The 12,959-nt window shown below is 60.2% G+C and carries 8 protein-coding genes, 1 pseudogene and 1 riboswitch; of the genes and pseudogenes, 3 read left to right on the top strand and 6 right to left on the bottom strand.

Going from position 1 to position 12,959, the window contains the following annotated elements; all coding sequences use genetic code 11:
- Positions 1-3: 3 nt before the first annotated feature.
- The 5 genes from INR99_RS16855 to INR99_RS16835 form a co-directional block, all read right to left on the bottom strand.
- Positions 4-897, bottom strand: coding sequence for a cobalamin-binding protein (locus INR99_RS16855; protein ID WP_308431511.1), 894 nt, complete (start codon positions 895-897; stop codon positions 4-6).
- Complete coding sequence (gene cobO / locus INR99_RS16850) at positions 891-1,493, bottom strand: cob(I)yrinic acid a,c-diamide adenosyltransferase (protein WP_194117502.1); 603 nt, start codon at positions 1,491-1,493, stop codon at positions 891-893. Before cobO ends, INR99_RS16855 begins: the two co-directional genes overlap by 7 nt.
- Before the next feature lie 55 nt (positions 1,494-1,548).
- Positions 1,549-3,543, bottom strand: coding sequence for a TonB-dependent receptor (locus INR99_RS16845; RefSeq protein ID WP_194117501.1), 1,995 nt, complete (start codon positions 3,541-3,543; stop codon positions 1,549-1,551).
- 127 nt (positions 3,544-3,670) lie between these two features.
- Positions 3,671-3,896, bottom strand: a riboswitch (cobalamin riboswitch).
- 136 nt (positions 3,897-4,032) lie between these two features.
- Entirely contained in the window at positions 4,033-6,555 is a 2,523-nt protein-coding gene (locus INR99_RS16840; protein WP_228098416.1) for a beta-N-acetylhexosaminidase, read from the bottom strand.
- A 267-nt stretch (positions 6,556-6,822) separates the two neighbouring features.
- Positions 6,823-7,590 (bottom strand): substrate-binding periplasmic protein, encoded by a 768-nt coding sequence (locus tag INR99_RS16835; RefSeq protein WP_194117499.1) that lies wholly within the window; start codon positions 7,588-7,590, stop codon positions 6,823-6,825.
- Positions 7,591-7,625: 35 nt separating this feature from the next.
- On the opposite strand from INR99_RS16835, the gene purL reads away from it, so the two are divergent.
- The 3 genes from purL (at position 7,626) to INR99_RS16820 (ending at position 12,783) form a co-directional block, all read left to right on the top strand.
- On the top strand, positions 7,626-11,576 hold the full coding sequence (gene purL, locus INR99_RS16830) for a phosphoribosylformylglycinamidine synthase (RefSeq protein WP_194117498.1): 3,951 nt from the start codon (positions 7,626-7,628) through the stop codon (positions 11,574-11,576).
- A gap of 137 nt (positions 11,577-11,713) precedes the next feature.
- Positions 11,714-12,073 (top strand): hypothetical protein, encoded by a 360-nt coding sequence (locus tag INR99_RS16825; protein WP_194117497.1) that lies wholly within the window; start codon positions 11,714-11,716, stop codon positions 12,071-12,073.
- The gene (locus INR99_RS16820; RefSeq protein WP_194117496.1) at positions 12,070-12,783 is read left to right on the top strand and encodes an N-acetylmuramoyl-L-alanine amidase family protein; all 714 of its coding nucleotides are present in this window, start codon (positions 12,070-12,072) and stop codon (positions 12,781-12,783) included. The genes INR99_RS16825 and INR99_RS16820 overlap by 4 nt, the downstream gene beginning before the upstream one ends.
- 44 nt (positions 12,784-12,827) lie before the next feature.
- Here INR99_RS16820 and INR99_RS17615 read toward each other — a convergent pair.
- A pseudogene (locus INR99_RS17615) lies at positions 12,828-12,959 on the bottom strand (IS481 family transposase); the annotation flags it as partial.

Raw genomic sequence — 12,959 nt, 5'->3', positions numbered from 1 at the left:
GGCTCAGCGCGAGGGCAAGGCCTGACGGGCCTGCTCGACGGCGGCACACAGCGCCGCGGTGCCCTCGACGAGCCGGGGTCCCATGCGCACCAGGATATCCTTGGGCAATACATGCAGTTGTCCATGCTGCACCGCCGGTATGCTACGCCATTGGCGCCAGCTGCCCAGCGGATCCCCTTCTTCACCGCCACTGCTAATGATGGCCTGTGGCCGTGCAGCCACTACGGCCTCCACATCCACGGTGGGCACCAGTGCCCTGGCATCGGCAAAAACATTGACAGCGCCACAGGTCCGCAGCGCATCGCTGATGTACTGCCGACCATTAATCGTCATCAGCGGGCGCTGCCACACCTGATAGAAGACCCTTACGGGAGTACGCTGAGCATAGCGCTGATGTAACTGCTGCAACTGGGTGCGGTAGGCCCCGGCAGCCTTCTGCGCCACGGCTTGCTGGCCTGTCAGCTGCCCCAGACGCAATAGGGTTACAGGTATATCCTCAAGCCGCTCTGCTTGACTTATATAAACCGGGATACCCATACGCAGTATTTGTTGCAATTGCCGATCGGGATTACCTGTCCCCCAGGCCACGATCAGATCCGGACGCAAACTGCGGATGCGCTCCAGATCAAAGCCGCTGTAACCTCCGACCCGGGCAATCCGCCGCGCCGCGGGAGGATAATCACTGTAGTCGACAGCGCCGACAATCCATTCACCCGCACCAATTGCAAAAAGGTCCTCGGTAACGTGTGGCGCCAGGCTGACGATGCGCCTGGCCGGCTCGCTCAGGCTAACGAGCCTGCCGAGGTCATCTGCCACCGTCACGGGAGCGGCCCGCAAGGGTGTCAGCAGCAACACCAGGCACGCCGTCGCGACGACCTGCATCGGCAGGCTTACCACTCAAGCCCCTGCTGGGCACGGATGCCGGACTGAAAGGCATGTTTTTCATTCTCGATCAGCGACACCGTATCGGCAATTTCATGCAGCTCCGGGATCGCGGCGCGACCGGTGACCACCACATGCTGCATCTCGGGACGCCCGTCCAGATCGGCGATCACCTGCTGCCGGTCCAGATAACCATACGACAGGCAATAGGTCAGCTCATCCAGCACGACCAGGGCATAGGACGGATCGCCCAGCATGCGGCGGGCAACCGCCCAGGCTTCTTCAGCTTTGCGCGTATCACCTTCGCGGTTCTGGGTATCCCAGGTAAAGCCATCCCCCATCACGTGCCATTCGCAGTGGCGGCCAAGAAATGCCTCTTCACCTGTATCCGTGCGGCTCTTGATGAATTGCACCACTCCCACCTTCATGCCGTGGCCGATGGCTCGAGCCACCATGCCAAAGGCCGAGGAGGATTTGCCCTTGCCATTGCCGGTCAGCAGCAGCATGACGCCGGTATCGAGATCGGCTTCGGCAATGCGTGCATCGATATGTGCCTTCTTGCGCGCCATGCGGGCTGCATGCCGTTGTTCGCGCAGCTGTGCGTCATCCATCATGTATCTCCGGTTATCAACTGCGGCAGCGCGTCATGCGCGCTGCCTAAAGTCATCAGAATTGCGCGCTCAGGCTAGCCTGTATCGTACGGCCAGCTTCCGGGTACAGGACATAGCTCCCGGCGGCACCACTGGCCCCACTACGAATACCGTAGCTGGCATAGTCCTGGTCGAACAGGTTGTTGACCACCAGCGACGCCGAAAGTGTCGGGTTGAAGCGGTAATCCAGTTTCACGTTGAACAGGGTGTAGGCGGCCAGCTGCGCAGCAAACTGGTTGGACTGATCATTATCCAGGCGCTGCTTGCCGACATATTGCACCTCGGCACCGATACCCAGCGCAGGCATGGGCATCCAGCGAACACCGGCATTGGCCAGCCATTCTGGGGTCATCGGCACGCGATTGCCGGCCAGATCGATACCACCTGCGCTGCCGCTGCGGAATGTGGCATCCTGCCAGCTGGTATTGCCCAGCACGCGCCACTGCTCATTCAGCTGCCAGCTGCCCTCGAGCTCAATGCCCTGACGACGGGTCGGATCCAGGTTCACATTGCTGCCCCAGCCACCGCCTGCCAGCTTGTTAAAGTGGATTTCATCTTCCAGATCATAACGGTATACAGCCAGCCGGGCCGATGCGGTAGCGATCTGCCACTGGATCCCCACTTCCTTGTCCAGGGAGGTCTGTGGGCGGAGTGCTTCGGTCAGATACGCCAGCTCATCGGCATTGGGCAGGCGGAAACTCTTGCCGATCCGGGCGTAGGCGGACCACTCCTTGGTCAGCGCATGGCGCAAACCGGCCTCCCAGGCATTCAGCGCGGTATCGGTTTGATGATTTCCTCCACCACCGCCCAGATCGCGAATCTCTTCGTCAATCCACTGACGACGCGCGCCAAGGGTCAGGGTAGTCTGCGGCTGCACCTGGAACAATCCTTGTGCAAAGATGCCATGGTGGCGCTGCTCGGCCCGCACGCTCGGCTGGGGCGTGGCACCGGAGCGCCCATCCATGCGGCTATCCAGCAAATCCATACCGCCAATCAGCTGATGACCCGCAGCAAAGCGGTGTTCGTAACGCACGCTGGCGGTCGTTTCTTCGAGCTCGCGCTCATCCCACCAGTCCCCCCAGCCGCTGCGGTACAGGGCGCGGGTGTCCTTGTCGCGGCGGGCGGCATCAGCCAGCAACACGCCATTGGCACCAATATCCTGATTGACACTGATTCCGAGCGTATGGCTATCGGTATCCATGAAATTATCCGGCGTGGACGTGCCGCGCGGATCATCGTGCATTTCGTCCAGTCCGGTTGCCGGATCGACCGTACGGCCCCCGGGCAGGCGCAGATTTTGGTCACTGATCCGGACAAAGGCGCGCACGCTGCCAGTATCATGATTCAGGCTGACTCCAGCGCCGCCTGCATCGACACGCTCGGCATTGTTGTCACGATAGTGATCCGTGCGCAGTGATTGCACGAAGGCATCCAGCGCAAAGAGTTCGCCCGCAGCCCGGATGCTGCCATTAACTTCACGATAGCGATCACTGCCCGCCAGCAGGCTGCCTTCACCACTGATGCTGTTGGCCTTTGCCTTGCGGGTGATGATGTTGATGACCCCCCCGGTCGTGCCACCGCCATACGCCACGGCACCGGAGCCGCGCACGATTTCGATGCGCTCGATGGCGCTCAGCGGCAGGCCGGCCAGATTCGGGGCAGCCAGATCATTGGTATTCTGCCGCACGCCATCAACCAGAATCAGGGTATTGCTGCTGGCCGTAACGCCGAAACCACGCAGATCGATCGGCGCGCTGTATTGGGACCCGGAGTTATTGAAGCTGCGGATGCCAACCTCGGCAGACAGCAGTTCGGCAATGCTCGTGGCCGGGCTAGCGGCAATGTCGCTGGCGGTGATCACGGTGGTACTCACCGGCAACTGCTCGGCCTGGGTAGGCACGCGCGCGGCGGTCACCACGACTTCATCCAACTGGGTCGGTGCAGCAAACGCAGCAACCGGCGCAAAGGCGGCGGCAACAATCAGGTATATACGGGAATAACTTGAATTCATTGGCTTTCCTGGCAATACACCCCATGTGTATTGCATGAGGCGGCAGGAAGGCGCGTGCGGCGGGCAGACAAGGGCAGACCGGACACGTGCGGTTTCCCCTGCCGCAACGACAACACCCTGCCGGCATGGGCAGGAACATTGCAAGGCCGGTCTCCGGGCTCGTCAGACTTGATCATCCGCCTTCCCGCTGGAATCCGGCCTTCATGAGGCAGAAATTCCGGCAGTGGCTCGCCGTTCCGGACGGCGCTGAATGACCCACACTGACTTACCGTTGCAGGGGCAGCGCAGGTTTTTCACCTGCTTCCCGATTATCCCGTCACCTTGGTACGGGCACCTTGCACGGCGCGCACTATAACGCAAAACGCCGGCTTGCACTTGTCATCTCGCGCAAGTTAAGCCCACAAGAGAAAGGGCGCGCAGCCAGCTGCGCGCCCTTATCTGGGTATCAGACCGCAAGTCTTTGATATGAAGACTCAGCAGCGCATACCCTTAGCCAACAATAACAGTACGACTCTTGCGGTTGCTCGAGGAGAATGCCGCCAGCTTCACCGTACCCAGAGCCTCGACCGGTGCGATGTACACCGGAGACGCTGCCGTCGGCTCACTGCCATCCAGCGAATAGCGGATAGTCAATCCCGGAGCAGACACGTTGGCAAAAAGCTTGCCGTTTTCGATCTTGGCGCCCGGCAAGGGAATCCGGTAGCCATAGCCACCCAGGAAGCCATCCAGACGCGCCAGCTCGCGCTGGCCCAGACGGTTGGCGAACTCGTTCCAGTCCGCATCCATCTTCGCCTGGCGCGCGGCCGCGTCAGCCATCGTCGTCCAGCCCGGATCGGCCGCCCAGGCGCGTTCGGCCAGGGCGATGACACGCGGCATCGCCAGATATTCCAGCCGGCCCGCATCACGCACGTTTTCCGCCCACAGCTGCCCCTGGATACCGAGAATGTTCTGCACCCCTGCTTCGGTCAGGCGTACCTTCTTGTCCAGCGCCTCGCGGTCCAGCGGATTGCCAAACAGATTGACGCTAGCCGTGGTGAAGATATCCAGCGGGCAGAATTCGTAGGCATAGCGCGTTTCGATGAAGCCCCCCCAGTAGTAACCCGGTTCGGCCGGATCCTTGGCGTAGGCCAGATCGAAGTACAGATTGGTTACGTTCGACAGCACGGTCTTGTAACCGGCGTTGGCCAGCTGGTAGGCGTAGTCTTCCTGACCCCAGCCCCACACGTTGTTCCAGACGTAAGGCTGGAAGTTGGCATTGACGAATTTCGGATTGGGCACATGGTGGGTGGCGCCATCGTGCGTCTCCTTGACCAGCGCGATTTCTTCCCAGCCGCCGAAGGTCAGACCATGCTTCTTCAACATGCCGCGATAGCGCTCCATGAAGTAGTTCAGCAGATCCTGGATCGTGGCCAATCCATGCTCTTTCATGAAGCTCTGGCAAATCGGCGAGCCTTCCCAGGCGCCATGGGGCACTTCGTCGCCGCCAGTGTGCATGGTGGTGAACGCCACGCCGGCTTCCTTGTACATCGCATGCACTTCATCGAGCACCTTTTCGATGAAGGCATACGCCGAATCCAGTCCGATGCAGATCACGTTGTCGTGCCAGAGCTGTACCGATTCGTACTTGGAGGCGTCGTTGAAGTCGTTGAGCAGGTATTGCTTGGCTTCCGCTTCGCGACCTTCGGCCATCAGGCGGTGATAGCGCGCTTCCATCGCCTTGATTGCGGACCGGGCATGTCCCGGCACGTCGATTTCCGGCACGACTTCGATATGGCGGGCAGCCGCAAAGCGCAGGATGTCGATGTAATCCTCACGGGTATAGAAGCCTGTGCCACTGGAGCCCTTTACGGTCGCTCCGGAGCCGAAACACGGCACCAGATTGTCACGCTCGTCAGCGGTATAGCCGCGCTTGCTGCCGATCTCGGTCAGCTCCGGCAACCCCGGGATTTCCAGGCGCCAGCCCTCGTCATCGGTGAGGTGAAAGTGGAACTTGTTGAGCTTGTACAGCGCCATGCAGTCCAGCAGACGCAGGATTGATTCCTTGCTGGAAAAATTGCGGCCCACATCCAGATGCATGCCGCGATAGGCAAAGCGCGGCGCATCCTGCACATGGCAGCAAGGCACCGCCAGCACCGGCTGCGGATTGAGATAACTTACGACCGGCAGCAACTGGCGCAGGGATTGAATGGCATTGAACACGCCATGAGCCGCATTGGCCGTAATGGTGATACCGCCTGCCGTGACATCCAGAACGTAGGCTTCGCTGGCCGAAGCATGCGCAGCGGCCACCTTGCCCAGCTGCAGCACAATCGCCCTGCGACCGGTTACAGGGATGGCCGAACGCTGCAATTCGCTGCCACTGACGTCCTTGAGCACACTGCGTAGCAGCGCGGCCTCACCAGCCAGAGCAGCCGGATGCACGATCAGGGTATCGGCATCGATGTGGAATTCGCCGGCCTGCGCACGGAATTCCAGCGGAGTCGGGGTAATCTTGCCCACCTTGTCGGCCGCCAGCAGCGACAGGCCGGCATTATCGGCAAAACGGCTTTCCGCAGACCATTTTTGCGGTGTGTTGTCATTGGCATTGCGGTTACGGGCAGCATCGGTGGCGAAGGGCAGAATCACCGGATCACCGATTTCCTCAGCGTGCGCAGCCGGGGTTCCTTCGCCATAGACCACATAGAAGCCCAGTGGTGCATCGGTATGGGAGATGGTCCAGAACATGCCTTCATAGGCGATCAGGCGTGTCTCGCCACTGGCAAGCTTGCCAAAGCCGGCGGCCGGCTTCATGCGCCACAGGTCGCCATTGACTTGTTCAATCTCGACGCCGCCGGTCACGGTTTCGGGTTTGATCTTGCGGCAAGTATTGAAGTAGATCGTCCAGCCCTCGCCTGCGAGCGCCTGTTCGGACAGATTGGTCAGCTTGAGCTCAGCCAGAAAGTTGTCGCCATTATGGCCATTTTCCAGACATTGCCAGGTGAATTGCAGGTGGGATCCGGCGGGTTGGGTCATTGTTACGATACTCCGCATGGTTATGATGTCGAACCGGCTCAGCGGCTTCTAGGGGGGCACAGGCATTCCTGCGCTGCAGTAGCAGAGCAGTCACGATGAGGTACTCACCTCGATTAGCGAAAGATCATACTCCAAAGGCTGCAAGCCCCAAGCCGCAGCACACTGCCTGTATAGCCCATACAACAGCCAATGAGCAGCTATCGCCAGTCCGGTATGAAGCATAGAAGCAGCCAATGCGCATGACTTTGCCGCAATTGTGCAGTCAAACTAGCTGCCGAAATAGCGCCGCCGCAGTGCAGCCAGCTCACCGTTGCGCTGCAATTTTGCAAAAGCCTGCTGCAGTCGCTGCAGCTTGGCTGGAGAAAACCGGGGGCTGGCGCCGATGTAGTATTCACTCTGCCCGTCGACCAGCAAGGCGGGAACAATGTCGTTTTCCGCTCCACCCAGTTTGGCCAGATTGAAATATGCCGAGGCATCCAGCGCCAGCATCATGTCGATACGGCCATGCTGCAGCTTGCGCATATTCATGTAATCGTCCTGACCGGGCTCAAGATCACGTCCCAGCTCGAAACCATTGGCCATCAACAGGCGCGTGGATGCCGACTCGCGCACCACACCAATCCGCCAGCGCCGCGCTTCATCCAGGTTGCGCGGCAAAATTTCGCTGCGGCTTGTCAGCCGAAACAGATAGACCTGCCGCTTGGCAACCGGGCCGATCCATTGGAAAAGGGCCTCCCGCTCCGGGGTGCGCACCAGCGTGAAAAGCAGATTGTCACCATCCCCCTGGGCAGTCTGGTAAGCCCGGATCCAGGGCATGACCTGGATATCAAGGGTCAGACCGGCCTCGCTGGCCATTTTTTGCAACAGTTCAACACTAAAGCCCCGCAGTTGACCATCCTGCTCGTAATTGAGCGGCGGCAGATTTTCCGTATAAGCCGTCACATCGGCAGCAGCGGCAACACCCGGATTGAGGCCGGCCAGCAGCGTAGTGCATGCGGCAAGCCAGCAAATAAACAGGTTTTTCGGTATGATCACGTCTTTGTTTCTCTTGTCATTCTGGACAATCCGACATGGCTGAAGTGCTCAAACTGCGTGGTGGCACCGCGCTCTCTCCGTTCCGCATCGACAAACTGGCTGCCGCGCTGGCACCGCACGAACTGGTACTTCAGTTGTATGCCGAGTTCTGGCACTTTGTCGAGCTTTCCGCACCGCTGAACGACGAAGAACGCCGCACCCTCGAACGCATCCTGAGCTATGGCGAACCGGCACAGCCCGAGCTGGCCACCGGCACCACTTTGGTCGTACTGCCGCGCCTTGGCACCATCTCGCCCTGGTCGTCCAAAGCCACCGACATTGCGCTGCACTGCGGACTGGAAGGCAAGGTCGTGCGCATCGAGCGCGGGATGGTGGTTTATGCCGGCAAGCATGGTGCCGCACTGTCCACCGCGGAAAAGAACATTCTGCTGCCGCTGGTTTACGACCGCATGACCGAGCAGGTGTTTGATTCGCTGGAAGCGGGCGCGGAACTGTTCCGCCACTTCGAGCCCAAGCCGCTACTGACGGTCGATATTCTCGCCGGCGGCAAGGATGCCCTGCTCAAAGCCAACAATGAATTCGGGTTTGCCCTGTCGGATGATGAAATCGACTATCTGGTGGAGAACTACCAGAAGCTCGGCCGCAATCCGACTGACGTCGAGCTGACCATGTTCGCGCAGGCCAACTCCGAACATTGCCGCCACAAAATCTTCAACGCCAACTTCATCATTGACGGCGAAAAGCAGGATTACAGCCTGTTTGGGATGATCCGCGAAACGCACAAGGCCGCACCGCAAGGCACCGTCGTTGCCTACTCCGACAACGCCTCGGTGATCGAAGGCGCCCTGATCAACCGCTTCTACCCCGCCCCCGGCTCCAACGAATACGCCGGCCATCAGGAAAACACCCATATCCTGATGAAAGTGGAAACGCACAATCACCCGACCGCCATCTCGCCTTTCCCGGGTGCGGCCACCGGCAACGGCGGCGAAATCCGCGACGAAGGCGCCACCGGCCGCGGCTCCAAGCCCAAGGCGGGTCTGACCGGCTTTACCGTTTCCAACCTGAACATTCCCGGCGCTGTCCAGCCCTGGGAAGAGCCGACTTACGGCAAGCCCGAACGCATTGCCGACGCACTGGCCATCATGATCGAAGGCCCGATCGGCGGCGCGGCGTTCAACAATGAATTCGGCCGGCCCAACCTCACCGGCTACTTCCGTACCTTCGAGGAAACCGTCAATGGCGAGCGCCGCGGCTATCACAAGCCCATCATGATCGCCGGCGGCTTGGGCAACATCCGCGACATCCATGTCGGCAAGAATGCCCTGCCGGAAGGCTGCCTGCTGATCCAGCTCGGCGGACCGGGCATGCTGATCGGCATGGGTGGCGGTGCGGCCAGCTCGATGGCCACCGGTGCAAATGCGGCCGATCTCGACTTTGACTCTGTGCAACGCGGCAATCCGGAAATCGAACGTCGCGCTCAGGAAGTCATCGATCGCTGCTGGCAACTGGGTGAAAAGAACCCGGTCGAGTCCATCCATGATGTCGGCGCCGGCGGTATTTCCAATGCCTTCCCCGAACTGGTGAACGATGCCGGCATGGGGGCCGTATTCGATCTGCGCAAGGTGCATATCGAAGAACGTGGCATGGCACCGAAGGAAATCTGGTCCAACGAATCACAGGAACGCTACGTACTAGCGATCAAGCCGGATGCTCTGCTTGCCTTTGAGGCCATCGCCGAACGCGAGCGCTGCCCGTTTGCCGTGATCGGGCGAGTAACCACCGAGCGCCAGCTGGTCGTCGAAGATCCGCACTTCGGCAACAAGCCCGTCGACATGCCGATGGACGTGCTACTGGGCAAACCGCCGAAAATGACGCGCGACGTACAGCGCCTGAAACCGGAGCTGCCGGTATTCGATTCCTCGTCGCTTGACCTCAAGGATTCGCTGTACCGCATCCTGCAACTCCCCTCCGTGGCGGACAAGAAATTCCTGATCACCATCGGCGACCGCACCGTCGGCGGCTACACTGCGCGCGACCAGTTTGTCGGCCCCTGGCAGGTACCGGTCGCTGACGTGGCCGTTACCGCGATGAGCTACGACACCTATCTTGGCGAAGCCATGGCCATGGGTGAACGCACCCCGCTGGCGCTGATTTCCGCGCCGGCCTCCGGCCGCATGGCGGTGGGCGAAGCACTGACCAACATTGCCGCAGCGCCGATTGCCAAGCTGGGCGATGTCAAGCTTTCCGCCAACTGGATGGCCGCAGCCGGCCATCCGGGCGAAGACGCGAACCTGTACGACACCGTGGAAGCCGTCGGCCTCGAGCTGTGTCGCGAGCTGGGCGTCAGTATTCCGGTCGGCAAGGATTCGCTGTCGATGAAGACGGTCTGGGAAGACCAGGGCGAGAAAAAAGCCGTCGTAGCGCCGCTGTCGCTGATCATCTCCGCCTTCGCCCCGGTTACCGACGTTCGCAAAACGCTGACCCCGCAACTGGTGGATGACCGCGATACCGACCTGCTGCTGATCGACCTTGGCTGCGGTAAATGCCGCCTGGGTGCCTCGGCACTGGCGCAAGTCAACAAACAGGTCGGCAACTGGGCACCGGATGTCGTGAGCGTGCCGCATCTGAAGGCTTTCTTCGAAACCGTACAGACGCTCAATGCCCAGGGCAAGCTGCTGGCCTATCATGATCGTGGCGATGGCGGCCTGATTGCCACCATCACCGAAATGATGTTTGCCAGCCACGTCGGCGTCACCCTGGAAATCGACGAGCTGTGCATCGACCGTCGCCGTCAACAACGCGCCCAAAGCGAAGTTACACCGGAAGATGTTGCCCGTGCCGAGAATGGCCGCGTGATGGGCGTACTGTTCAATGAAGAGCTCGGCGCTGTCCTGCAGGTCAAGCGCAGCGACACAGCTGCGGTCATTGCCGCGTTCATGAATGCCGGGCTTGCCAGCGAACTGCACGTCGTCGGCCACATCAACAGCGACGACAGCCTGAAAATCAAGAAGCGCAACCGCGTTCTGCTGGACGAAGCCCGCGTGGCCCTGCACAAGGCCTGGTCGTTCACCAGCTGGCAAATCCAGCGCCTGCGTGACAACCCGGCCTGCGCCGACAGCGAATATGCCCTGCTGGACGACAAGCAGGACAAGGGTCTGTTTGCCAAACTGACATTCGACTCGAGCGAAGACATCGCCGCGCCGTTTATTGCGACTGGCGCCAAGCCGCGCATCGCCATCCTGCGCGAACAAGGCGTCAACGGTCACATCGAAATGGGCGCCGCGTTCACCCGCGCGGGCTTTGCCGCCACCGATGTGCACATGAGCGACATCATTGCCGGCCGGGTGCAACTAGCCGACTTCAAGGGTCTGGCAGCCTGCGGCGGCTTCTCCTACGGCGACGTACTGGGTGCCGGTGAAGGCTGGGCAAAGAGCATTCTGTTCAACCCGCAGGCCCGCGAGCAATTCGAAGCCTTCTTCGGCCGCAGCGACACCTTCGGTCTGGGCGTATGCAACGGCTGCCAGATGATGGCCAACCTGTCCGGCATCATCCCGGGGGCGGAAAACTGGCCGAAGTTCACCCGCAATCAGTCCGAGCAGTTTGAAGCCCGCTTCGTGATGGTCGAGCTGCCGGAATCACCGTCGCTGTTCTTCGGCGGCATGACCGGCAGCCAGTTCCCGGTCGTGGTCAGCCACGGTGAAGGCTTTGCCAACTTCAGCCAGCAGGGCAATATCGGCAAGGCCATCGTTGCAATGCGCTATGTCGACAGCCACGGCAAGGTCACGCAGACCTACCCGCTCAACCCGAATGGCAGCCCGCAAGGCATCGCCGGTGTCACCACCGCCGATGGCCGCTTCAGCATCATGATGCCGCACCCGGAGCGCGTGTTCCGGACTGTACAGAACAGCTGGCACCCGGAAAGCTGGGGCGAAGATGGCGGCTGGCTGCGCATGTTCCGCAATGCCCGCAAGTGGCTGGGATAAACGGAACTCATCAGGGCTTACGCAATCCAAAAACAGCAGGCCGCGCAAGCGGCCTGCTGTTTTCCTGAATACCCAATAATCTATACGCCCACAGGCCTTTTCATGAAAGGCCAACAGGGTAATACCCAAGGAATACCATGCCATTCTATCTCCGACCGGATCAGGTCCCCGAACTGCAAGGCCTGAGCAAAATGGAGCAACGCATCCTGCTGCGCGGCACCTTCCTGAAGGAACGGGCCATGTCGACTGTCGTACTGGTGGTCGCCATCCTGCTCACCGTGCAATACGCGCTCAATCCTCTGATCGAGCACCTCTCCCCCGGCCTGCGCAATAGCCAGTGGGCTTACGCCGCCATTCTACTCGCTTGGTTGTTTGCCTTGATGACTGCACGCGACATCGTATTGATGAATCTGCTGCGCCCCAAGTTTGCCGCGAAACGCGCTGAAGCCAAAGCCGCAAGGGTTGCCAGCCTGGAAGCCGAGCGGCAGGCACAATGAGAAAATTGCGTACAACCCTGCTAACGCTGGCCTTGGCCGGCGTTTTTTCTATCGCCCCCGCGACAAATGCAGCACGCATCGCACTGGATATCGGCCACAATCTGGCCAAGCCCGGCACCCTGAGTGCCTATGGCGAAACCGAGTTCAGCTATAACCTTGCTCTGGCCAAGGTCATCGCACAGACTCTGCGCAATGCTGGGCATAGCGTGACATTGATCGGTGACGACGGACTCATGAACGAACTGAAGCCACGCGCCGAGGCTGCAGCAGGACATGACCTCTTCATCTCGGTGCATCACGACTCGATGAAGGAAGAATTTCTCGAAGAGTGGCTGGTCAATGGCCAGCCCCAACTCATGAGCGAGCGCTTTCGCGGCTATTCACTCTATGTAAACAGTGACGGGCCCGAATATGCCCGCAGCCTGCACTGCGCCAGCCAAATCAGCGCAAAATTGCAGGAAGCCGGCTTCAGCCCCACCCTGCACCACACTGATAATATTGCCGGCGAAAACCGCCCCATGCTCGACCGACAACTGGGCATCTACCAGGCCAACTTCGCAGTCCTGCGGCACAACACCATCCCTGCCATCCTGCTCGAAGCCGGCGTCATTCGCCACCCGGATGAAGCAAAGTTACTACGTCTAACAACATATCAACAGAAAATCGCTGAGAGCATTGCTACCGCGATCCATTGCCACTCAGTGTTTTGAGCGTTCGAACCCGCATCCGCGAGCAATCGGATGCTGCCAACAAGCTAGATGTCCAGTCCCGCTCGATTAATTACACGCTTTTTGAATAACTCGGGCCTTTGCTTCTGCCAATGCTTCATCGCTTGAAGGGGGGATTGGTGCTGTAGCGCCCGCTGTGGCAAATGCTGGTTATAGAG

This window comes from Chitinilyticum piscinae (genome assembly GCF_015223195.1).
Classification (GTDB): Bacteria; Pseudomonadota; Gammaproteobacteria; order Burkholderiales; family Chitinibacteraceae; genus Chitinilyticum; species Chitinilyticum piscinae.
Note: the sequence above shows the minus strand (reverse complement) of the source record. Positions and strands in the feature narration are given on the sequence as shown.